Source organism: Terriglobales bacterium (assembly GCA_035561515.1).
GTDB lineage: Bacteria > Acidobacteriota > Terriglobia > Terriglobales > Acidobacteriaceae > DATMXP01.
This window is the reverse complement of the sequence record DATMXP010000039.1, coordinates 1-23,456: the sequence shown is the minus strand read 5'-3', so window position 1 is coordinate 23,456 and position 23,456 is coordinate 1. Positions and strand designations below refer to the sequence as shown.

15 protein-coding genes are annotated in these 23,456 nt (G+C 56.9%); 3 read left to right on the top strand and 12 right to left on the bottom strand.

The window, feature by feature from the left end; all coding sequences use genetic code 11:
- Positions 1-57: 57 nt before the first annotated feature.
- From murD to VN577_16695, 9 genes are all read right to left on the bottom strand, one after another.
- Complete coding sequence (gene murD, locus VN577_16735) at positions 58-1,443, bottom strand: UDP-N-acetylmuramoyl-L-alanine--D-glutamate ligase (GenBank protein HWR16472.1); 1,386 nt, start codon at positions 1,441-1,443, stop codon at positions 58-60.
- A gap of 19 nt (positions 1,444-1,462) precedes the next feature.
- Entirely contained in the window at positions 1,463-2,596 is a 1,134-nt protein-coding gene (gene mraY, locus VN577_16730; GenBank protein HWR16471.1) for a phospho-N-acetylmuramoyl-pentapeptide-transferase, read from the bottom strand.
- Positions 2,597-2,648: 52 nt separating this feature from the next.
- A complete protein-coding gene (gene murF / locus VN577_16725) occupies positions 2,649-4,007 on the bottom strand; it encodes a UDP-N-acetylmuramoyl-tripeptide--D-alanyl-D-alanine ligase (GenBank protein HWR16470.1) in 1,359 nt (452 codons plus the stop codon).
- Positions 4,004-5,569 carry a UDP-N-acetylmuramoyl-L-alanyl-D-glutamate--2,6-diaminopimelate ligase gene (locus VN577_16720; GenBank protein HWR16469.1) on the bottom strand — a complete coding sequence of 522 codons (1,566 nt, stop codon included), beginning with the start codon at positions 5,567-5,569 and terminating at the stop codon, positions 4,004-4,006. The genes murF and VN577_16720 overlap by 4 nt, the downstream gene beginning before the upstream one ends.
- Before the next feature lie 93 nt (positions 5,570-5,662).
- On the bottom strand, positions 5,663-7,795 hold the full coding sequence (locus VN577_16715) for a penicillin-binding protein (protein ID HWR16468.1): 2,133 nt from the start codon (positions 7,793-7,795) through the stop codon (positions 5,663-5,665).
- Between the two features lie 180 nt (positions 7,796-7,975).
- A complete protein-coding gene (locus VN577_16710; GenBank protein HWR16467.1) occupies positions 7,976-8,479 on the bottom strand; it encodes a hypothetical protein in 504 nt (167 codons plus the stop codon).
- Positions 8,480-8,650, bottom strand: a complete 171-nt coding sequence (locus VN577_16705; GenBank protein HWR16466.1) for a hypothetical protein — start codon at positions 8,648-8,650, stop codon at positions 8,480-8,482.
- A gap of 121 nt (positions 8,651-8,771) precedes the next feature.
- Positions 8,772-9,671, bottom strand: coding sequence for a 16S rRNA (cytosine(1402)-N(4))-methyltransferase RsmH (gene rsmH, locus VN577_16700; protein ID HWR16465.1), 900 nt, complete (start codon positions 9,669-9,671; stop codon positions 8,772-8,774).
- 16 nt (positions 9,672-9,687) lie between these two features.
- Positions 9,688-10,125: a division/cell wall cluster transcriptional repressor MraZ gene (locus VN577_16695; protein HWR16464.1), complete on the bottom strand. Its 438-nt coding sequence runs from the start codon at positions 10,123-10,125 to the stop codon at positions 9,688-9,690.
- Between the two features lie 459 nt (positions 10,126-10,584).
- On the opposite strand from VN577_16695, the gene VN577_16690 reads away from it, so the two are divergent.
- Entirely contained in the window at positions 10,585-12,915 is a 2,331-nt protein-coding gene (locus VN577_16690; GenBank protein ID HWR16463.1) for a DUF5916 domain-containing protein, read from the top strand.
- Between the two features lie 102 nt (positions 12,916-13,017).
- On the opposite strand, the gene VN577_16685 is transcribed toward VN577_16690, so the two are convergent.
- Positions 13,018-13,461, bottom strand: coding sequence for a retropepsin-like aspartic protease (locus VN577_16685; protein HWR16462.1), 444 nt, complete (start codon positions 13,459-13,461; stop codon positions 13,018-13,020).
- 198 nt (positions 13,462-13,659) lie between these two features.
- Here VN577_16685 and VN577_16680 point away from each other — a divergent pair, with 198 nt between their 5' ends.
- Positions 13,660-15,846: a winged helix-turn-helix domain-containing protein gene (locus VN577_16680; protein HWR16461.1), complete on the top strand. Its 2,187-nt coding sequence runs from the start codon at positions 13,660-13,662 to the stop codon at positions 15,844-15,846.
- A 51-nt stretch (positions 15,847-15,897) separates the two neighbouring features.
- Here VN577_16680 and VN577_16675 read toward each other — a convergent pair whose 3' ends face one another.
- The gene (locus tag VN577_16675) at positions 15,898-17,490 is read right to left on the bottom strand and encodes a family 10 glycosylhydrolase (protein ID HWR16460.1); all 1,593 of its coding nucleotides are present in this window, start codon (positions 17,488-17,490) and stop codon (positions 15,898-15,900) included.
- A gap of 93 nt (positions 17,491-17,583) precedes the next feature.
- Positions 17,584-20,982 carry a TonB-dependent receptor gene (locus VN577_16670; protein ID HWR16459.1) on the bottom strand — a complete coding sequence of 1,133 codons (3,399 nt, stop codon included), beginning with the start codon at positions 20,980-20,982 and terminating at the stop codon, positions 17,584-17,586.
- A 1,766-nt stretch (positions 20,983-22,748) separates the two neighbouring features.
- Here VN577_16670 and VN577_16665 point away from each other — a divergent pair.
- Entirely contained in the window at positions 22,749-23,051 is a 303-nt protein-coding gene (locus tag VN577_16665) for a hypothetical protein (GenBank protein HWR16458.1), read from the top strand.
- The last annotated feature ends 405 nt before the right edge of the window (positions 23,052-23,456 follow it).

The window sequence follows — 23,456 nt, the reverse complement described above, 5'->3', positions numbered from 1 at the left end:
GAATGTCCTCTAGACAGTAACCAGCGTGCCGCCCCACATCGGCACACACTCGAGCCACTAACTACTAATCACCAACGACTTCTTCTCCGCCGCCCTCACCAGTTCTTTAAACACCTGCCCTCGATGCTCGTAGCTGTTGAACTGATCGAAACTCGCGCACGCCGGAGCCAGCACCACCACGTCTCCCGGCGCCGCCGCCTCCAGCGCCTTCCGTACTGCAACTTCAATTGTCCCGGCCTTCGTGATCTCTGCCGAGCCGGCAATATGCGATTCGATCTTCTCCGCCGCCGCGCCTACGGTGTAAACACGCTTCACGCGCTCCTGCAGAAGTGGTTTCAGAACGGTGTAATCGCTGCCCTTGTCCTTGCCGCCGAGAATGATGTGAATGTTCTTCGGAAACGACTCCAGTGCTTTGATCGTCGCATCGACATTTGTCGCTTTCGAGTCGTTATAGAACTCCACGCCATTAATCGTTGCGACATACTCCAACCGGTGCTCGACGGCCTTGAAGTTCTTCACCGCCTCACGAATCTTCCCCGCCGGGACACCGAGGATCACACCGATCGTCACCGCAGCCAGCACGTTTTCGACATTGTGGGTGCCCTTCAACTGCATCTCGCCGACACCCATCACGTCGTGCTCGCCCTTCGCATCCTTATAGGCGATTCGCTCTCCGCGTACGAATGCGCCCGCATCGACCGGTCTTTTGCGGCTGAACCAGCGCAACTGCGCCTTCAGCCCTTGTGCCATCTTCGCGGCCTCAGCGTCATCGGCATTCAACACTGCAAAATCTGTCGCCGACTGATTCTCGAAAATCCGCCGCTTCGCTTCCCAATAGATTTCAAACGTCCCGTGCCGATCCAGATGATCCGGCGTCACATTCAACACCACCGCCACCTTCGGACAGAACTTCTCGATCGTCTCCAGTTGGAAGCTTGAAATCTCCAGAACCGAATAGCTGTCGTCCGTGCTGTCCGGAACCAGCGAGATTGCCGGCGTGCCGATATTTCCTCCAACAAGCGTCTTCACTCCGCCTGCCGCAATCACATCTCCTGCCAGCGCCGTCGTCGTTGTCTTCCCATTTGACCCGGTGATCGCGACCAGCTTTCCCTTCAGGAACCGCGCCGCTAGCTCGACTTCGCCGATGATCGGAATGCCCAGTTTTCTCGCCGGTCCCAGCGCCGGAGCATTCACCGGGACTCCCGGAGAAATCACGATCATGTCCTGCTTCTGGAATGTCCGTTCACCATGCCCACCGGTCTCCACGGCAATTCCGTTATCCAACAGCACCGGAATATGCTCGTGCAGTTCGGCCTCGCTCTTCGAATCGGACACCGACACCTTCGCGCCACGCTCTTTCAGGAACAGCGCCGACGCGACACCAGACTTCCCCAGGCCGACCACCAGCACTCGCTTGCCATTCACATCCAATGAATTCGTCATAAGAGCACTCGCTACCAGCCTACCTCAGCTTCAGCGTCGTCAGTGCAAACAGCGCGAAGATCAGCGCCGCAATCCAGAACCGCACGATCACCTTCGACTCGCTCCAGCCCATCAGTTCAAAATGATGATGCAGCGGCGCCATCTTAAAGATGCGCTTCTTCCTTAGCTTGTAGGAACCAACCTGCAGGATCACCGACACAGCTTCGATCACAAACACACCGCCGATGAATGGCAGCAACAGTTCCTGCTTGATAATGACTGCCACTGTCCCGATCGCGCCGCCGAGCCCGAGCGAGCCCACGTCACCCATGAACACTTCCGCCGGATGCGCGTTGTACCACAAAAACCCAATGCTCGCGCCCACCATGGCCCCGCAGAAGACGGTCAACTCCCCTACCTGCGGCAATTTCTGCAATTCCAGGTAGTCCGCGAACACCGCGTGACCGCTCACATACGTGAGCACCGTCAGCGCCCCCGCGGCGATCACCGTGCATCCGATCGCCAGGCCATCAAGCCCATCGGTAAGGTTGACGGCGTTTGTCGATCCCACCAGTACCAGCGCTACGAACGCGATAAATGGCAAAAATGCGATCGGCCACAAGTGCCACACCGAAAACAACGGCGTAATTACAAGGTCCGGCTTGAACTTCTTGAAGAACGGCACAATCAGGTGCGTCGAATAATCGCCGTGTGCCTGGAACAGGATCAGCACCACCGCTACCACCACCGCAGTCAGAATCTGCAGCATCAGCTTTGTGCGGCCCGTTAGCCCCAGGTTCCGCCGGTGCTTCATCTTCAGGTAATCATCGGCGAACCCGATCGACGCAAACGAAAGCGTCGACAGCATCGCCAGCCAGACATACTGGTTTCTCAGGTCGGCCCACAGCAGTGTCGGGATTAGGAACGACACCACAATCAACACTCCGCCCATAGTCGGCGTTCCGGCCTTCTTTTGATGTGCTTGTGGACCTTCTTCGCGGATGTACTGCCCGATCTGGAATTCACGCAGCTTACGGATAATCGCCGGCCCGATGATCAGCGCCATGAACAACGCCGTAAGACTGGCGAATGCTGTGCGAAACGTCAGGTATCGAAAAATGCGAAAGGGAGTGAAGTAATGAAATAAGACTTCGTACAGCAGCCAATAGAGCAAACGCTATCTCCTTCTCTCCCCTAACTTCTGTCCACCACGGCGAAGCAGCGGTTCAACTGACCAGCCCCTTCCACTCCTCGAGTGCCTTCTCCAACTTCACGCCGCGCGATGCCTTTAACAACACCGCGTCACCGGGCTTGGTGTTCGCTGCCAACCATGCGCCCGCTTCTTCCGGCGACTCGACGAATTCCGCCTTCAACCCCGAAGCCGCCGCCGCTTCCACCATCGGCTTCGCCAGTCCCCGGACTCCCACCAACTCCGTTACGCCACGCTCGGCCATGTAGCGACCACAATCACGGTGCAGTTGCTCGCCCGAGGGACCAAGTTCCAGCATCTCTCCGGCGACCACGATGTGCCGTTTTGCCTGCATCGCCTGCAAGGCATCCACCATCGACTGAAGGGCTTTCGGATTGGAATTGTAACAATCGTTGACCACGGTGGCGCCGCCAATTTCCAAAATCTCGCCGCGTTTGTCAGCTGGCACCAATGAAGCCAATGCCCCGACTGCATCCTTCAACGTAAGCCCCTGCTCCAGCCCGACCGCCACCGCAGCCAGCGCGTTATGGACGTTATGCTTCCCTACCAGCGGCAATCGCGCAGGTACTCGCTCGCCCTGCGCGACAACGTCGAACTCAACCCCTTCCACCCCATGCTCCACGACGTTAACTGCGCGAACATCCGCCCGATCGTTAGTCCCGAAGTAGACCGCACGCCCTGCCCGCCCCTCGTTGAACTTCGAAACCAGCGGATCATCCGCATTCAGGATTGCCACCCCATCTTTCGGCAGCGCATCGACCAGTTCCTTCTTCGCCTTCGCAATACCTTCGATGGAATCGAAAAATTCCAGGTGAACCGGGGCGACCAGTGTCACCACACCCACATTCGGCTCCGCGATCTTCGCCAACGCCGTGATCTCGCCCGCGTGGTTCATGCCCATTTCGCTGACGTAAATCTCCGTCTCCGGCTGGATTCGCAGCAGTTGCATAGGGAGCCCAAAGTGATTGTTCAGATTCCCTTCCGACTTCAGCACCTTGTATTTCGTCGCCAGCACGTGCGCGATGGCCTCTTTGGTAGTGGTCTTTCCCGCGGACCCGGTTACCCCGATCACCGTGCGACCCCACATCCTCCGCACTTCTCGCGCAAGCACCTGTAACGCGAGCAGTGGATCATCCACCCGCAACACGTTGCCTGATCCTGTGAAGTCCTTTCGGACCACCGCCCCCGCAGCCCCACGCTCCAGCGCTCCAGCAACGAACTCGTGGCCGTCGAAACGGTCTCCCTTGATGGCGAAAAACAACTCGCCCGGAGCGACCGTCCGCGAATCAATCGAATACCCGTTCACCGAACGTGATACGTCAAACTGCCCTGAAGCTCCCACTACTCCTGCAATTTGCCCGATCGTAAGGTTCATGCCCGCTGACCCGCCAAGTTTTTCGTGTAACCCATTTCGTGCATCAGTTCGCGCGCGACCTCCGCATCGTCAAACGGCGCCACGCCCTCACGCGTTGTCTGGGTCTTTTCGTGACCCTTGCCGGCAATCAGCACAATATCTCCCGGTTGCGCCCGATGCAGCGCCACGTCGATCGCCTTTCGACGATCCGGCTCGACCAGGAACTCTGTTCCCGTTTTCTTAACGCCGGGCTTCGCATCTTCAATAATTGCCAACGGATCTTCGCTTCGGGGGTTGTCTGATGTCACAATCACGAAGTCACTCCCGCGTCCCGCGGCTTCTCCCATCAGCGGACGCTTCGCCCGATCCCGGTCGCCGCCACATCCGAAAATCGTGATTACCTTCCCGCCCGACTTCGACACAAACTCCCTCGCCAGCGACGTCAAGTTCTTCAGCGCATCATCCGTGTGCGCATAGTCCACCACCACCGTAAACGGCTGACCACACTGGATCGGCTGGAATCTACCCGGCACATTCTCCAGCGCCGCAACACCGGTCGTAATCAACTCCGAATCACACCCGCGCGCCCACGCCGCCGCACTCGCCGCCAGGATGTTGTACACATTTACCCTGCCAATCAGCGGAGACCACATGGGCAACGCTCCGCTCGGCGTCACCATATCGAACCGCGTCCCCTTCAGACCGATGTCCACCTTCGTCGCATGGAAATCACCGGAATCCAGCCCGTACGTCACCACCTCGGAGCCCTTCTTCTTACTGAACTTCACCAGTTCGCGCCCGTACTCATCATCTATATTGATCACCGCCACGCGCGGCCTGTCCGTCCCGCATCCCTCGAACAGGATCTTTTTCGACGCGAAGTAGCTCTCCATCGTCTTGTGATAGTCGAGATGATCGCGCGTGAGGTTGGTGAATACCGCAACGTCATACGGGATCCCGTACACCCGTTGCTGCTCCAGCGCATGCGACGAAACTTCCATCACCGTCTCGGTCGCGCCGTTCGCCAACGCCTCGGCGAACATCCGATTCAGTTCCAGAGACTCCGGCGTCGTATGCGGAGCCGGGATCACCTTCCCCAGCACGTGATACTCAATCGTTCCCACCAGCACCGTTCGTTCACGATGCTTATTCAGGATGGCTTCGATCAGGAACGTAGTCGTGGTCTTTCCGTTTGTGCCTGTAACACCCGTGTTAGCCAGCTTCTCCGCCGGACGCCCATAGAAGTTCGCGCTCACTCGCGCCAGTGCTCTCCGCCCATGCGGAACCCGCGCCCACGCCACTCGGGCAATGGGTGCCCCATCGGTGCCCGCCCCTTTGGCGCCTGTTGCAAAAGCGCCGGTTTCATCGGTGGAATCCGACACCACCGCCACCGCGCCGTTTTCAATCGCTTTGGTTATGTATCGATTTCCGTCGGTGCTTTCGCCTTTCATGGCGACAAACAGGTTCCCCGGTTGCACCCGGCGCGAGTCGTACTCAACACCACTGATTTCTGGATTAACAGCGTCCGGATTACCGCCCGTCGAGAGGACCTCAGCGCCGTCTAACACTTGAAGGAATTTCATGCACTGCGATTATAGAAGCCAAAATAACCACAACCGCCACGAACGAACCTGACTAAAACAACCTCGTGTCCCTTGGTGCACTTGGGGGTCGACTTATCGGCTGAACCTCACCGCCACCCGTCCCCCCGCGGGCATCCGCGATCCCGGCGGAGGCGACTGCTCCCGTGCCGTACCCGACCCAATCACGTTCAGTTCAATCCCATTTGTCTGTGCCATCTCGATCGCCGACCGCAGGCTCTTCCCAAGGAACGACGGAACCGTCGGGCCGCCGCCCACGTCCAGCACCACGGTTCCATTCGGCTGCACCGGATCTGGCGGAGGGGGCAGTTGCGCGATTGTCTCCTTCTTCGCCGGAGCACCTTTCATCGCCGCCCGCATCGGTGCCGAAATTGACTTCGTCGGAAGCTGGGCCGGAGGCGTTTCGTCCTGCGCCACTTCGATCGGCTCTCCCACATGCTGACCGCTCTCTTCGAGTTCTTCGTCCTTCACTTTCGCGCGCAGCATCCGCAGCTTGTCGTTCTTCGACTCCACGTCGTGCGGCACGTGCATATACGCCAGCACCTGCTGCGCGATACGCGCAAACACCGGCGCGGAAATCTGGCCGCCCTGGTGGAGCCCCTTGGCCGAATCGATGCTCACGATAATGCTGATCGCCGGGTTGTTCACCGGCGCAAATCCTGAGAACGACGCGACATAATCTGTATGCGAATACCGGCCCGTCTTCGGATCGACTTTCTGCGCTGTGCCCGTCTTTCCTGCCGACGTGTATCCGTCCAGGATCGCCCGGCGTCCGGTTCCGAAGAGCACCACCTGTTCCATCATCTGGCGCATCTGCGCCGCCGTCATGGTCGAAATCACTCTCCGCGTCTGTGGAGGCTTGAACGAAATCGTCTGCGGCCCAGTTGTATTCGGCTTCATGACGCCCGCAACAATCCTCGGCGGCGTGTAAACGCCGTCGTTCGCGATCGTCGACACCATCGACACCGCCTGCAGCGGAGTTACACCGATCTCCTGCCCGATCGACATGGCGCCAATCGAAACCTTCGACCACTTATTCGTCGGCTTCGCCAGTCCGCGCGTTTCTCCGGGCAACTCGATTCCTGTCTGCTGCCCGAATCCGTACTCGCGGATGTACTTATAGAACCGGTCTTCCCCAAGCCTGAGCGCCGCTTTCACTGCTGCTACGTCGCTCGATTTGGCGAACGCCTCCGTCGCGTTTACCGTTCCCACCGGGTGCGGATCGTGAATCACCAGTCCGTTCACGTTAATCGCGCCGCCCTGGGTGTCGATCATCTCCGTCGGCTTCATCAGCCCTTCGTTCATTGCGGCCGAATACGTAACAATCTTGAAGATCGATCCCGGCTCGAAAACGTCCGTCACTGCGTGATTCTTCAACATCGCCGGCGTGATCTTTCTCGTGCTGTTCGGGTCGAATGTCGGACGGTTCACCAAGGCCAGAATCTCGCCCGTTCGCGGATTCTGGACCACCGCCCATGCTGCGACGGCCTTGGTCTCCTCCATCGCCCTGTCGATCTCCCGCTCGACGATCCACTGGATCTTCTCGTCGATTGTCAGCACCAGGTTGTCGCCGGCCTCGGGCTTCTTCTCCACGCGCGCAAAACGGCGTCGCCGGGCATCCATGGAAATCATCATCGTCCCGGGTTTTCCGGCCATCGTGTCCTGGTACACGTGTTCCAGGCCGGCAAGCCCTTCATCGTCCATGCCGACATAACCCAACACCTGGGCCGCCAGTTCCCGCTTCGGGTAGTACCGTTTCGATTCTTGCTGAAAATAGATCCCGCGCAGATTCAGCGAGCGAATTCTGGCGCTGACGTCGGCATCGAGCTTTCTCGCAATCCAGCAGAACGAGTGCGAAGCCTTCATCTTCGCCAGCAGGTCTTTCGAATCCATCTTCAAGATGCCCGCCAGCAGGTTCGCCGTGTTGATCTGGTCGGGAACTTCGCTCGGCACCGCGAACACCGAATCCACGTTCACCGACATCGCCAGTTCATGGCCATTGCGGTCATAGATCAGGCCTCGACGCGGCGACACGTCGATCGTGCGCTGCTGTTGCCGCGCTGCGCGTTGCTGGAACTCGCCGTACTTAATGACCTGTAGTTGGACTAAGCGGAAGAAGACTGCAAACACCCAGAGGAAAAGGATGCCCCCGAGTACATAAAGACGCTTGGTCGCGCCGCCATTCGATGATGACTTACTCCCTGCCAACAGTCGCCCCAGAAACTTCTGAACCAGAAAGATCTTTCGCAGTGCTTACCAGCCTTTGCGGTTAAACAAGCAAATGGCGGCTCGTAAGCCGCCATTTCAAGACCATGGCCCGGCTGCTTGCTCGCTTCGGGGGAACGCGTCAAGCATCGGCTGTTTGACCTCCCGGACCACTCAGTAAACCTAGGGTGTTGACACCACCACCACGTCCGACATTCTCGCCAGCACCGGACCCGAATTCGCATCCGTTGTCATTTCCATCCGCATCACCTGACCCGCATCAGGCGATTGCAGCCCCATCTGCCGCGCGATGGCATCAATCCGCTCCGGATCGCGTAACTGCGCTACATCCAGCCGCAGCAACCGGTTTGCTTCCGCGATGCTGTCGTGCTTCGCTTTCAGGTCCTCGATCTTGTAGCCGTACTCGATCGCACTGAAGTGCTGCCACGCGTACAGCATCACCAGCGCGAACAACATGCACAGCGCGACGGAGAACATCCGCATCTCGCGCTTGCGCTTCGGATCGTCCACTTTCACCAGCCGTGAATTGTCGATCTGCTTGGCGAAGTAAACCTCAGGTGTCACCGCCCAGGACTGACGCCCGCTCTGGAATTGCTGTTTGCGGCGCCCTGTTTCCTGCGACCACGTCTGTGTACCCACCGGATTTGCTAGCGCTGGTGCAGCCATTTACGCGACTCCGTACCAAACCTGTTGATTCGCCACTTCATAAAGGAAGCCCGGCATCATTTGCATCTGCGGCATCTGGGGCTTCGCCTCCACCGTCTCCGGTGTGCGCGCATGCTCTTCCGCGCGCTTCACAATGTTCATCAAGTCGTCGATCATCGTTCCGTTAAACATGAGCCACCTCCGTGGCCTACCTACTTCCCTGGCAGATCTTTTGTCGGCGCTTACACCTTCAGAATTTCCAGCGCCCTGCACTTCTTCACATCTCCCACAGTGTTTTCCACTCCGCTGTGGATCAAACCTTTGCCGCCGCCCTCAGCTTTGCGCTTCGCGACCGCGGATTGCTTTCGATCTCTTCTTCCGTTGCGGTGACCGGCTTTTTCGTCAGCACCTCGTACCAGCCTTTCTGCGCTCCTTCCCGCATCGCGTCTTTCACGATTCGGTCTTCCAGCGAGTGAAAGCTGATGATCACCACCCGGCCGTCCTTCTTTAACGCGGTCGGCGCGCTACTCAGCAGCGCCCTTACATCGTCTAGTTCACGGTTTACGAATATTCGGATTGCCTGGAAAGTTCTCGTCGCCGGGTGAATTCGCTCGAATTTCATTGGCCGGGCCGCGGCCGATATCACTTCTACTAAATGTTGCGTAGACCTTATCGGCCGCGCCCGAACAATGGCTCTGGCGATTCTCCGCGACCTCCTTTCCTCACCGAATTCGTAAATCACATTCGCGAGACTCGTCTCGTCCATGCGATTTACCACTTGATCGGCGGAGTCCCCCACCGTCGGATTCATTCGCATATCCAACGGGCCTTCCGCCTGAAAACTGAATCCGCGGCTCGCATCCTCCAACTGCAGCGAGCTCACACCCAGGTCAGCCAACAGTCCGTCTATCGAATTTGCTTCCATCACTTCGCTCAACCCCACAAACGAACCGTGATGGAAACTCATCTCCGGCCAGTCCCCTTTCAACTCCGCCGGAGGATCGCTCAACTTCTGCCGTGCCCGCTCCAGCGCCGCCGGATCCTTATCGAATCCGATCAGCCTGCCTTCGCGCCCCAGCAGTCTGGCGATCTCGTAACTGTGACCTCCCAGGCCCAACGTGGCGTCCACATACGTCCCGCCACGCCGAACGGCTAAGAAATCGATCGCTTCTTTTAAAAGAACCGGTATGTGACTGAACTTCGTCTCCGCCACATTGCCCTCTAGGGGCCTAAATTCCCAACTCGTCTAAAGCCTTCTGATCGGCTTCCGTGAAGCCCTGCTCCACTTCCGCCTTCACCTGCTCCATCACCTGCACTTCCAGGTGATTCAGGTAACCCATAACGGCCACATCGCCCTTCAGTGCCGCCGACTCACGCAGCAACTGGGGCAACAACAACCGGCCCTGTCCGTCCATTTCCACGGCTTGGCCGTAATAGTTCGTAACCGTCAAAAACCGCTTCTTCGACGGATTGAAGTTCGAAAGCCCGTTCAGCTTCGCCTCGATCCGTTCCCATTCTTCGAAGGGATACAGTTGGGCAACCTTCCCATCCATCGAAGTGATGTAAAATTTGGCGCCGTACTTCTCGTCGATCACCCGCTTGAAGTCCGCAGGGACCTTGATCCGTCCCTTCTCGTCGACTCGGGTTGGGTGATTGCCGCGAAACATCGAATCCCCTTAAAGAGGTAAAAGTGACGCTTTCCGGTCTCAACTTCGGGCTGTTTTCGGTTCTCAGTTCGCTTACTCCACTCATTGCGAATCGGCCGCCTGACTTGCCCACCGGAGCTTCCTACTGCTCCACTTTATACCACTTTCGACCACAATCCTACCTCTAAAGGTTGCGCTGTCAATCACTTTTTTCAAGGTGAGACGTGTGGAAATCCATGCCTTTGGACGAGCACCAGCTCTGGTGTTTTTAAAAATGGTGACCCCTACATCTTGCGTTTACCTTCGAGGTTCAGTTTTTCCTTTTTCGGGAATGATTTTGGGGCTTTTGCCAAATCCCTAAAAAACTGAGGAAATCGCCCCGATCCAGCTACTCTCAGTTCCTCCTCTGAAATGGGGTATCCGTCCCTCCCTCGCTTCCCATTTTGGGCATGGCTCGTCCCTCTGAACCGAGGGGTCACCGTGAAAGTCCGTAAACTTCGAGCGCTCTCTATCGTCGCGTCTGGGTTTCTTTTGTTCGGCCCCCAGGGGTTTGCCGCCGACACCGTCACCACCGCCGAACCTTCCAAACCCGTCGTTTACATCCCACGCATCTCCTCAGCGCCCAAGCTTTCGGATTTCGAAGGACTCCAGCCAATTACGCCTCTCGCCCAGTCCATGAGTAAGGTGGATCAGTTCGTTACCCGTGAGCCTGTGTTTGGCAAACTCCCTACGCAAGCAACGGAAGTCTTCCTCGGATACACCGACCAGAACCTCTATATGGTGTTTCTCGCGCACGACACCGACCCGAAACGCATCCGTTCCCACATGAGCCGCCGCGAAGACGTCGACGATGATGATCAGATTGGCTTCTTCTTCGACACCTTTGCCGATCAGCAGAATGCCTACCTCTTTTATGTGAACCCGAAGGGGATCCAGCAGGACGGCACCGTCGCACAAGGCCAGAATTTTTCTCTTGCCTGGGACGGCATTTGGAAAGACGACGCGAAAGTCACCGACAAGGGCTACATGGTCCTGATCGAGATCCCCTTCAAGACTTTGCGGTTCCGCTCCGCTGGCGACAACACCTGGCGTTTCATCTTTCACCGCGCAGCATCAGGAGCAAATGAGCAGTCGTACTACCCTGCTTTTCAGCGTGGACGCCCATATCCACCTTTTCAGGACATGGCGGAACTGAAGGGACTGGAAGGTGTAAAGCCAGGCAAGAATATCTATCTGAATCCCTACTTCGTCGGCCGTGCGTTTCGGTCGATCGACAATCGCGACCTTAGCAATCTCTCTTTCACCGGTAAGGCCGCCGATCCCCGCGTCGGACTCGACGCCAAGGCCGTCATCAAGAATAGCCTCGTTCTCGACGCCACCATCAACCCTGATTTCGCTCAGGTCGAATCGGACGAACCGCAAGTCACCGTGAATCAGCGCTTCGAGACCTTCTTCCCCGAGAAGCGCCCGTTCTTTATTGAAAACTCCGGCTACTTCGTCACGCCTATCAATCTGGTGTTCACGCGTCGCATAGCCGACCCCTTATACGGCGGACGTGCCACCGGCAAAATTGGTAAGTGGGCGATCGGTGCTCTCTTCGCGAACGACCGAGCACCAGGCAAAGTCGTCCTCGACAACGATCCTCTTCGTGATCGCTCGGCAAAATATGGAATCCTTCGCTTGAACCGCGAACTCGGCGGCGAGAACACGCTTGGCGTTCTCTACACCGATCGCACTCTCGACTCTCCGCCCGACACCGATTGCGGGCGCCGGTTCTGCTCCGCCACCGTGAACCGCGTCGGCGGCGTCGACGGACACTTTCGCTTCAGCCCAAACACGCAGACGTCCTTTCAGGTAGTGAAGTCGCGTAGCGCCTACAACGACGGCACCTCGTTCAGCGGTCACGACGCCTACGGCATCATCCGTCGCACCACCCGCACCTGGGATCTCGCCACTTCTTATCGCGACGTGTCCGAGGGATTCGAAACCCTCACCGGATTCTTCGAACGCCCCGACCTTCGCCATTGGATTTCGACAGGTACCTACACCAGGTATGGCGACGGGCATCCGTTCGTCGCTCATGGGCCAAGTCTTCGCAGCGAACTACTCTGGGACCAGAGCGGCCTGATGACCGGTTACCTGGCCCGGCTCCAATACAACTTCAATTTCGCCAATCAAAGTAATGTAAATCCGTTCGTCGAACTTGAACACGAACGCCTGCGCCCGGTCGACTTCGGCGGACTCACCACCAGCCGCGACTATCCACACCATCGTTATGGAATCAACTGGTTCAAACGCGGCAGCGTCATGCGTTGGAATGGCGGCTTTTCCGTGGGACAGAAGACCAACTACGCATCGCCGGATGGCATTCCCCGCCTTTCTGATGCTATGGATCTTGAGTTCAACGCTATCGTGCGCGGTGGCAAAGGCATCACCGTCGAGAACACGTATCTTTGGAGTCGCATCGCCGATCAGCAGACCAGTCGCGTCGCCTTCAACGACCACATCTTCCGTCAGAAATGGAATTTGCAGTTCACGCGTGAGATGTCGCTACGCTTCATCACTCAGTACGAAGCCACCCTCGCCAACCCCACTCTCGCCGCTCTGCCGCAGCGGAAGAACCTGAACTTCGATCTACTTTTCACGTACCTGCTAAACCCGGGCACAGCGCTCTATGTGGGTTACAACAGCAACATGCAGAATCTCGACCGCGCGCTTTATTACAATTCCGGCGACTACGGCCGCTCCGACAAGTTCCTCAATGACGGCCGCCAGATCTTTGTGAAGCTGTCGTACCTGTTCCGTTTCTGATTTGTTCCACCACAGTCCCTTGGAAAGAAGTGCGGCACAGACATTCTCGTCTGTGCCGCGCACAACTGGTCCCGCAACGCGCTTCACTATCGGATTCCGAAGTCACTCACCTAGTTCGATCTTCTTGTTGTTGTAGTCGATTGAGACCCGGCCATATCGGCTGAGTAGGTCCTGACCGATGAGCCCGTCCACCTTCACACCATAGATCTTCGACACGCTCTCCAGGCGCATCACCATAACCGGAATTCGAAACCCGCGATCTGAAGTCAGTTTCAGGTCGGCCTCGCGGACAATCGCCTCCGCTCTCAATCCGGGACCGTTGGACGAAAAGCGCGCCGTCACCAGGTCTACTTGGTTCAATCCGGCTAGCTCGGGACTGACGACCGTCTGGTCGGCGCCGGTATCCACAATAAGATTGGCCGTGCGTCCGTTCACGACCGCCTCCACGATCATCACCCTACGGGGCTGGAGTTCCCGGTAGCTGATTGACTGGGCTGCTGCCGCGGATACCAGAAGTGCGAGCACAATTCCTAACTTTCCCCACATACTCACCTCACCTTTGCAACGGAAGGTGCTTTGGGGACGCCCCTATCTCAATGGTTTCCGCCTCATACGGACCGCAAATCCACCTCACTCGGCAAACCGCTGAAAGGACTGGTGTTAATTCAAACCTCATTCGTCCCTGAATGGGGCAAAACGCCACGGTCAATGCTAAACTTCGAGCACCTGAGCTGGTGGTGAGGAATGCCGGACATACATAAAGCTGGAAATGCGCGGTTTGGTCCCTTCGAAATCGACTTCTCCAGCAGAGAACTGCGCAAGCATGGCTTGAAACTCAAGATCTCCGGCCAGCCGATCCAAATTCTCGAGATGCTCCTGGAGACCCCCGCCGAGGTGGTTTCCCGCGAACAGATCCGTGAGCGCCTGTGGCCAGCTAACACCTTCGTCGATTTCGATCACGGCCTCAACGCCGCTATCAACAAATTGCGTGAAGCTCTTGGCGACTCTGCCGATAGCCCGCGCTACATCGAGACCGTGCCACGACGCGGATACCGTTTCATCGCCGACGTCCTGCCAGCAAACGGAAACGGCACCGGCACACCGGAGACCAAACCAGACGTCAAGCCGGCGCCCGTGATGATCACGAGTCCGGCTAAACATCCACGACTCAGGCTTTTTACCATCACCTTAACGGCCGTCTGCCTTGTCGCCCTGCTGCTGGCCTATCTGCTCCTCCGGCAAAATAATGATTGGCGGGTCTCGATTGCCCGGGAAGCTCAGCTCACAACCAGCTCCGATCTGGCCGTCTACCCAACCTTCTCCCCCGATGCCACGCGATTGGCCTACAGTGTTGATCGCGGCCACGGCTATGAAATTGTGGTGCAGCAGATCGAGGGTGCTCAGCGTGAGCTACCCGTAACCGATGATGGCCAGCAGAACATCCAGGCAGCCTGGTCGCCCGATGGACAGGTCATCGCTTATCACTCGCGCAAGCGCCAGGGCATTTGGGCAATCCCCTCGCTCGGAGGTCCTCCTCGGCGCATCACCCACTTCGGTTCGCACCCCTCCTGGTCTCCAGACGGGAAATGGATAGCGTTCCAGTCTGGCCCGGTCAACGACCTCGGAGCGGATGCTCCGGGTGTCTTCGCCCCTTCCGTTCTCTGGATCGTTAGGCCCGACGGAACCGATGCTCGCCAGATCACAACGGCCGGCAATCCCGAGGGCGGACATGGTGCGCCATCGTGGTCGCCTGATGGCCGGCGCATCGTCTTCGTTTCTCTCATAACGCACACCACGCTGTTCACCGTTGACGTGCAATCCGGAGAAGTGAAGCCTGTCGGCAAACCTGCCCCTATCTACTTCGATCCGGTCTATTCCGCGGACGGCGCGAGCATCTTCTTCGGAATGATGAGTCCCACCGGCCTTGGTCTGTTTCAGATGCCAATCTCAAAGGACGGTTCCACGGGACAAGGCGAACCTGTACAACTGAAATCCGGTGACGTGCGCGTGCGAAACCTGGCGCTGTCACGCGACGGTACGAAGCTGCTTTACTCCGGTGTGACCCAAAGCTCCGGCATATGGTCGATTTCAGCCACCGGCAAGAAATTTGGCGAGCCTGTAGTGTTGCGGCAGCGCATGGGTGATCGCACGACTGTGCCGAAGATCTCTCCCGATGGGCAACGCGTGCTGGTTGCATCCTGGCGTACTGGGGTGTGCTGCGAAATCTGGATGGTGAACCGCGACGGAACGGGAGCCACCATGTTGACCGCCGAAGGAATTCATCCCAAATGGCTCCCGGACGGCAGGAACATTGTCTATATTTCGATACGCGGCAAAGTATACGCAGCCACCACGACCCACCTCCAGAAGCTGAACATAGACACGCGCGAGGCCGTCAACGTCGCCGAACTCTCAACCAACGTTCTTTCTCTCGATGTTTCTCCCGACGGACGCCTCGTCGTTTATCAGGTGCCGGCCAACGGCGCCACGAATCTCTGGACGCTCGACCTGAAAACCGGATCGCGGCAGCAGCTAACGTCAGGCAAGAACGTCCTTGTTTTCCCCGTCTGGTCGCCGGATGGACTTCAGATCGCCGCTAACTCCAAACGAAGAGATGACGATCAGGCTTTTATCGTTTCCGCAAAAGATGGCCATATAACGCAATTGACCTCCGACTCCGGCCAGCACTGGCCCGGCAGTTGGTCGAAGGACGGCAGGCAAGTGATTGCGGCTGTTCAGCATGATGGAATTTGGAACGTCTACTCCATCGACGTCGCCACTCGCACCGAGACTCCTCTCACTCGTTATACGCTGCAGAACGCTTACGTCCGTTACCCGCAGATTTCGCCAGACGGCAAGCAGGTTATTTACGAGCACACGGAAACCCGCGGCAACATCTGGATGCTTTCACTCACGCCCAGCCGAAAATAGAACAGAAGAAGGCTTGCGGTCACCTCGAATGCAACCAAAGCCCTCGGCTCTTCACCGATCAACCACGTCAGTTCTCGCTACTTCGGCCGCCACGATCGTTGATTCCACCTTCACACTATTCTTCCGCGCCAGACGAACAAGATAGCGGCCCGGCTTCAGTTTGGAGAAGCCATAGAACCCGTTGCCGTCCGTGAGTACCCGCATCGTTCGACGAAACAACGGGAATCCGCCTGCGCGACGCAATTCAATCTCGGCGCCATCCACAGGAGTTCCGTCCGCCTTGCGCACAGTTCCGGCAAGCCAACCAGTTTCGGGAGACTCCAGCCACTGCGGACGCGGTACCGCCACTGCGGTCGAGAAAACTGCCGGCGCTGAGCCAATGCCCTTGCTGAAGACAGCGAGGCTTACCTGCTGCGCCACGACTGGTGGCACACTCGTCGCGTCCGCGTTCGTCACCGGTTCACGTTTGATCGGACTAAAGTACGAAAAGATGGACACCCCATCCACTGTGTTTTTGCCCGCAGCTTTTCGAGTCCGTTCAATTTGCTGCACCACGTCCTCTTGCGCATTCAAATATCCGCCGACTCCCACCACCACGCTGCGGCCGAACCGGTTCTTCTTCTCATACTGAATCCAGCCGTCGTAGTATCCGCGTGTTACCGGATCCTGCTCGCGCGCGTAATTCATCGGAATCGCAGTATCGAGAATCCCTTCCTTCAGCCACCCCGACCAGTCCTGAAACACGCGCTGCATCGGCGCCACATTGGCGAAATCTTTGTAGTTCTTCGGAGGCGGTCCCCACGGAATCACCGCAGCGCTCACGCGTATGCGCGGATTGATCTCCTTCGCCTCCAGGTAAACGCGCCGGACCAACTGCGTAACTTGCTGTCGACGCCACTGAATAAATTGCTCGTCGTCAGGTTGTGGCATATCCGTCCGTTTCGTCGCGTACTGGAAGCGCTGAATACTCGCTGGGTTGTAGCCAACCGGTGATCCCCGCCCTGAACTTGTCTTCTCGTCTGTTTCTGGATAGCGGACGTAATCAAAGTGGATCCCGTCCAGCCGCGGATAATTCCTGACCACATTTGTATACAGCCGAGCCAGGTAGTCTGCGGCATCCGGATTCCCCGGATCCAGGAAATACCCCACCGGGAAAACCACCTTCCCATCCGGAGATTGCGTCAGCCACATATTCCGTTCGGTTGCCCCAGGACCGTGTAGGTTAAATGCGTGCCTCTCATTTTTTGGCGGAGCTGCATTCCTCCAGACCGGCATCGCGTTCATCCACGCATGCACCTCAATCCCCTGCTGATGAGCAAGCTCAATGATCGAACCGAGCGCATCGAACTTGCCGTCGTACGGCGGATCTTCAACCGGCGGCTCCACCGAGTTGATGTAGTACGCATCACCACGCCGCCGAACCTGCACGATCAGCACATTGAAGTTCCCATTCTTCGCGTCGAGCACAAGTTGGGCAGCTTCTTCCGGAGTGCGAATTCCCGCGTGAAATCCGTCAACCCAGATCGCGCGAAACTCAGGCTTGTCCACTTTCGAGTCCGGGACCTTCCCCGCGCACGGAGCACATACGGCAACGATGAAGCACGTAATTGCGATGATAAGAGAGCGTCCTCTGCGGAAGTTCATAGAGTGTGTCTTATTCCTTGATATGGAAGTTCGTACCTGTAAAAGCGGGCCTGCCGAAGCAGGCCCGACCAATTGCAAACAGAGGAGGCATTCTCAGAAGCGATACCGAATCGCTGCTTGCAGGAAGCGTGCACCGCCAAACCCGTCGGTGAAGAACCCGCGGGAATCAAATTGCGAACTGATCTGCCCGAAGGTCGTCGATGTCACCGCCTGAGTTGGATAACCGAACTGCGGGTGATTAAAGACGTTGTAAGCGTCAAGGCGCAACACCAGCGAATGGCCCTCGCTAATCTTTAGGTTCTTCGTGATTGCCATATCGAAGTTGTTGCGACCGGCCGCACGGAAGCCGTTGCGGTATTCGTTGTTCTTGTTGTTGATTCCCGGGTTGAACGCTGCCCCGAAACTGTTAACCGTCATCGTGTAGTTCGGGAAGAACGCGTCCGCCGGCACCTGGGATTGCGAATAGGTGGTTCTGGTTCCCGGCACGTAACGGCCGTTGTCGATCGACCGTCCATACACCGAAGCATCGAGTACGTTCGGACGGTCGTTCGCCACACCGTCAGCATTCAGGTCATAACTGCCGGCCGTGATGGTGAACGGAGTTCCCGACGCAAGAAGAGTTGTGCCAGACCAGGTCCAACCGCCAAGGATCCGCCCAAGCACGCCCTGTTGCGTCTTGAAGAATGGGAAGTCATACCCGTACGTAATCGTGAAACGATGCGGAGTATCGAACACCGAATATCCCTTCATCGATGCCGCCGAATCGTTCTGCAGGTAAGGCGTATTGGAATCCACGCCCATGTATGTGAATTCGGATCCGGTATCCAGCGCCTTCGAGAAGGTGTAAGCAGCCTGGAAGTTAATGCCATGCGTTGGCCGCTTGGTCACCAACACCTGTAGTGCATGGTAATACGACCAGGATCCGTTTTTGATTTGCGTGATACCGCCGTAACGCGCGTCAGGCCGGCGATAGTTTGCATACGTCTGGCTCAGCGAAATGCACTGATGTCCCGGCGACGGACTGATCGGCGTGGTGCTCGACAAGTTCGGATCAATGCAATCGAAGCTTACTCCCGCCCATCGCGCGGCAGTGCCATTCGCCTGGTCAGTGGGTGACCATTGGTTAACTGGTGGCGCCACAAACGGGAACTGTGCGCGGTTCAAGATGTTCATGAACGGCAACCCAATGCCCCGGTTCCCGACATAGGCAATGCTAAGCCCAGTCTGCGCGGGTAATTGCCGTTGCACCATCAGGTTCCACTGCTCCGCGTACGGTAGGGTAAGGTTCGGATCCACCGCGACCGGACTGATGCGTCCCGTCGGTGGGCCTGGTTGGAATGTAAATCCGCCAGTCGGATCCGCGATGCTTGTACCGCTTGTCATCGTGAATCCCATGTACGCTCCGTTCGGTGGATTGAAACGAATACTCGCGCCACCTTGCGAGAACGCCGACTGGAACCACCGGCCATGGAACAATCCAAAGCCGCCGCGCACAACCGTCTGGTCCGGACCGCCGGTTAATCTCCCCAGCACGCCCTCTTTAAACTGCGGGCTGTAGGCGAAACCAATACGCGGCTCGAAACCGTTGATGTCCCCGTAACCATAATCGACAAGGTTATCTACTTCACGTGGCGCTCGGACGTACTCGTTCCGGACGCCGAGGTTCAAGGTCAGGCTGGGCATTACACGATAATCAGCCTGGGCATAGAAGTTGAACTCCTTCAAACGGTTGCCGAGCCGAGCCGGTCCATACCCTTTCGTGAATGACCCGCCAACCATCACGCCGCGCAGGAAGTTGTAGTATCCGTCGCGGTATTCAAAGTTGTCGCCGGCTGCCGTCTGTACCCAGCCAGGACCACCCATCGACCAGTAGCCGCGAGTGTAGTTGTCCGAGAAGTCATTCAGTTGCGAGATGCGAACATCCGAACCAAAGCGCAAACGCAACTTCGTGTTCACTTCATAGCTGTGGTTATAAACGTACTGATAGTCCGTCTGATACCGCAGGATCGGGAAGTTGCCGGCGTTGCCGATGATCGATCCGTATGTGCCGCCGAACCGGAAGATCGGTGTATCGTTGCCGGCCATGATGTTGGCCAGGGTTGCGCGTCTACCTATTGCAAAACGGAACTCGCCCGTCTGGTAATTGCTGAAGGTATGCGTCAGCGTCAAACCCACGTTCTGCTGCGTGTTGTGATACGCGACAGCCTGCCCCAGGATCCAGTCCGTCCCCGGATTCGTCTCCTGTCGGCTCCACTGGTAACGCGACGAGAACGTGTTCCGATCGTTAATGTTCCAGTCCGCCCGCCCGCTCAAATCCTCCGAAGGATAGCTGTATTTAATCGGCATCGTATAAACACGGCAGGGTGGCGTCTTCGTATAGTTGAGACCGTCAATGGAGCCCTTCACCGTCGAAGATCCCGGACAAAGATTCGGACTGTTCGGCGCTGCATTGGGGAAACGGTCAATGATGCTCTGAATGAAAGCCCGATCGTCAGGGTTGGTTACCAGCGCATTCGGAGCTCGTTCGCTTGGCAGCAGAACCGAGTACGTGCTCTGGCGTCCGCCGCCGTTGCGGACACCTTCATAGCTGCCGAAGAAGAACAGCTTGTTGCTCAGCACCGGACCGCCAATGGTGCCGCCATAATCGTGACGTCTCCAGCTCGCAATCGGTGTCTTGTTGAAGTTCGCGTAATAGTTGTTCGCAAATCCCAGCGGGCTGTTGATCTCGTACAGGAATGCAGTCCCGTGGAAAAGGTTGGTGCCCTGTTTCGTCTGCACCAGCATCACCGCGCCGTATCCGCGTCCGAATTCGGCAGAGTAGTTGTTGGTTAGCACCTGCACTTCGGCGATCGAATCGATATTCACGTTCTGCCGGTGCTGGTTCTCCGAGGAATCGTCATTGTTCACTCCATTGACTTGGAACGTCGTGCCGCGCGTTCCAATGCCGTTGAAGTTAGCCGAGCTGCCGGACGATGCCGTCGGGTTGTTCTGGCCTGAAACCGGGTTGTTCTGGAACCCAGGAACCGTTTCCGCCAGTGTCATGATGTTGCGGCTCGGCAGCGGACGATCTTGTATCGTCCTTGTGTCGAACGTGTCTTTCACATCGCTGCCGGTGGTTTCAATCAATGGGGCTTCGCCGGTCACCTCGACCGTCTCCGCCACCGTCGCAGGTTTCAATGAGAAATCGGAAGTCGTTGTCGTGTTGAGGGTAACCAGAACCCCAGTTTTCTTTACGGTTGTAAAGCCAGTGGCCTTGGCCGTAATGCTGTACTTGCCAAGGGGAACAAAGCTGAAGGTATAAAAACCTTCCGCATTCGTTTTCGTTTCTCGTACAAGGCCGGTGTCTTCTCCACGCATCGACACGCCTGTATTGGGAATGACTGCGCCTTGTGCATCCACCACGCGCCCACTGAGCGTTCCTGTCACTGTCTGAGCCGCACCAGGCAGCACAAACAACAGCGCTACCACGAGCGCAAGTAAGAACAGCCTCATTTTCATTGGGAATGCCTCCTGAATGCCGCACAATGCCCTGGCTAACTCCGGCACTTTTCACGCTCTTTTAACCAGCGGCGCTGTTGGCCGGCGACTACGGCTAGTCTGGGGCCTCAAGCAAGGGGAATCGGTGGCGTCCGTATAATGGTCATACCTACGTAACGCTGCTGTGACGCGTATCACGTAACCGAGCGTCAAACTGCTGATTTACATCGGTTTTAGTCCACAGGGCGGCTGGCGCACGGGTCCCTTTCAATCGACACACACTTGAGGGTGCCCCATCCTTCCCCGTTGTTGGGAAGGGTGAGTAGTTTGTGCCTGGTGCCCCATATCTGCCTGCAGTTGGCAGATGTGGATTCCACCGACGTTCACGCTAGTAAGAGTCTTCGAGCGTTGACTCCTCCTCAGGGGGGCTGGTGGCCCACGTACCGCACCAGCTATACGGCTTCCGTGCCCCACTTTCACGTCTCGTCTTTTGAGACGTTAAGGGCCTGCCCTGAGCGAAGCCGAAGGGTGGGAGATCACCGTACTCCCTTCCCCGGAGGGTTGTGCGTCACCGACACAAACGCACGCGTTCACTACCCTTCTGCCATGACTCGGGGTCTCGTGCGGTTTTACCAGTTAGGTCAAACATTTCCTGACCTTAAGTTGTTATCGCGTCAGCCGAACTTCCCGAGCCCAAAGCGATACGAATTGTTTCTCCTTGCGCAGTGTCTCGGGAAACAGGAAGCGAGGTTCCATTGGGAGGCTCTGCTAGCCGGTGGGAAGCGATACTCGACAAGCTAATCGCCGGAAACCGTGTCAAGGAAGTCGACGAGACGAATAAAGATGAGAATCAAAAGTGGAAGGTGTACGGAAATCCATCGTTGAGGCTGAATGATGTTTACTAGGCGATCAGGAAATGTTGTTTCGACGCTCTTAGCTGCTGGGCTTCTATGCTTAGCCGCCCATGCACAGGAGCCGGCTCACTCCTTGGATCAGCTCGATGAAATGGTTGGTTTTCTGTACGCAGTTTACCCCACCCAGAATCTCGGTTCGGGACAAGTGCAAGTAACCTCATTTTTTAGCGGCAAAAGACCCCCTACTGGGGGATCTCAGATGCGTCTGACAATCCAGAACTGTCTCATGTCGGGCACTAGCTTCCCTACAGACAGAACCAAAGCTACTTTACCCAGTTGCGGTGAGCAACTCGCATCCGGTCCGAATTGGCTAGCCGCACGATTCTACACAGCGCGATCGGCAAACCGGATATACGTGAAGGATTTTCAAGTAACCGATGGCAGCCACTATAGGCAATGGCGGGCGGCTAAAGCACACTTTAATTCCGAAATTCATTGGACGAACGAAGACGCGTTGACGTATCTAAGAACCCTCGGTCCTCAGTACGGGCCTGATGCTCTCCAGAAACTCCTTCGGAACATTCCGTACAAAGCTATAACCTCCTACTCAAACTGCCGCTTGAAGCCAGAAACGGCGTCGTTTGTCGCCAAAATGACGAACTTCGATGACCAAGCGTTTTTCGAATGGAGGCTGGATGGAGAGACTCAAGGCAACAATGGGAAGTGCTACGCGACGTTCGAGCCGTTTGGAGGACTGCTCGTAAGCCTAAACGTAAACTGAGCTAAGAACAGTTCACCAGACCGTTGGCCCACGTACCGCACCAGCTATATCGCTTCCGTGCCCACCTTCGCGTCCGCTTTTTTTGATCTTGGAACAATTCTACAAAGCTGCTTGTTTTCATCAGGCAGAGGTAAACTGCTGGTGTGATGCTCAGAAAGTTAGCCATCGCGGCAGTGGTCGTCGCGCTCCTTTGGGTGGGCGGACTCTACCTGAAGCATCGGCGGATTACTTCCGGAATCGACAGGGTTCGGGTCGGGATGACCGCACCTGAAGTGATCGCTATTCTTGGTACTCCTGGGAAGATAAAGCCGTGTGAGGGTCTAGCCAAAGACCCGAACTGTGCAAAGGATTACGTTTACTACCCGCCGTTTGAAATTGTGAGCTGGTGGACGGTGTCCTTGGATTCTAGTGGTCGGGTTATGGACAAATTCCATTGGCAGTCGCCCTAAGGTGAAGGTGGATGGCCGAACCTTCGCGTTAGACTGACCTGGGTGGCCGGTCCTTTCGGCGTTTATGCCGAAAGGGCCGGACTACCACCACCGTTCACAGCTAGTTCTTTCAAATTACCCAATTACAAATTACCCAATTACCAATTGCTCCCTCCGGAACTTGTCAAGGGGGTCACGACGCCCTTTTCCCCGCAACATCTTGAAAACACTCGCAAAATAAATTTCAAAACCGTGGCATGTTGCCCCCACCCAACTTGCTATCCTGAAAATGTAGGTGGTGAAGACGAATTTCCCGTTTCACCACCGTTTGTTTTTTCTTTTTTGTCATTCTGACCCTGACGCTGAAACGAAGTGAAGCGGAAGGGGAAGAATCCCTATAGCTACCACCGACTCTTCAGGGAGGAG

What these genes read in the sequence shown, in the direction of transcription:
- murD (HWR16472.1), bottom strand. Translation starts at nt 1,443, where the DNA reads ATGACGAATTCATTGGATGTGAATGGCAAGCGAGTGCTGGTGGTCGGC.
- murF (HWR16470.1), bottom strand. Translation starts at nt 4,007, where the DNA reads ATGAACCTTACGATCGGGCAAATTGCAGGAGTAGTGGGAGCTTCAGGG.
- VN577_16720 (HWR16469.1), bottom strand. Translation starts at nt 5,569, where the DNA reads ATGAAATTCCTTCAAGTGTTAGACGGCGCTGAGGTCCTCTCGACGGGC.
- VN577_16710 (HWR16467.1), bottom strand. Translation starts at nt 8,479, where the DNA reads ATGGCTGCACCAGCGCTAGCAAATCCGGTGGGTACACAGACGTGGTCG.
- VN577_16705 (HWR16466.1), bottom strand. Translation starts at nt 8,650, where the DNA reads ATGTTTAACGGAACGATGATCGACGACTTGATGAACATTGTGAAGCGC.
- VN577_16695 (HWR16464.1), bottom strand. Translation starts at nt 10,125, where the DNA reads ATGTTTCGCGGCAATCACCCAACCCGAGTCGACGAGAAGGGACGGATC.
- VN577_16685 (HWR16462.1), bottom strand. Translation starts at nt 13,461, where the DNA reads ATGTGGGGAAAGTTAGGAATTGTGCTCGCACTTCTGGTATCCGCGGCA.
- VN577_16680 (HWR16461.1), top strand. Translation starts at nt 13,660, where the DNA reads ATGCCGGACATACATAAAGCTGGAAATGCGCGGTTTGGTCCCTTCGAA.
- VN577_16675 (HWR16460.1), bottom strand. Translation starts at nt 17,490, where the DNA reads ATGAACTTCCGCAGAGGACGCTCTCTTATCATCGCAATTACGTGCTTC.
- VN577_16670 (HWR16459.1), bottom strand. Translation starts at nt 20,982, where the DNA reads ATGAGGCTGTTCTTACTTGCGCTCGTGGTAGCGCTGTTGTTTGTGCTG.
- VN577_16665 (HWR16458.1), top strand. Translation starts at nt 22,749, where the DNA reads ATGCTCAGAAAGTTAGCCATCGCGGCAGTGGTCGTCGCGCTCCTTTGG.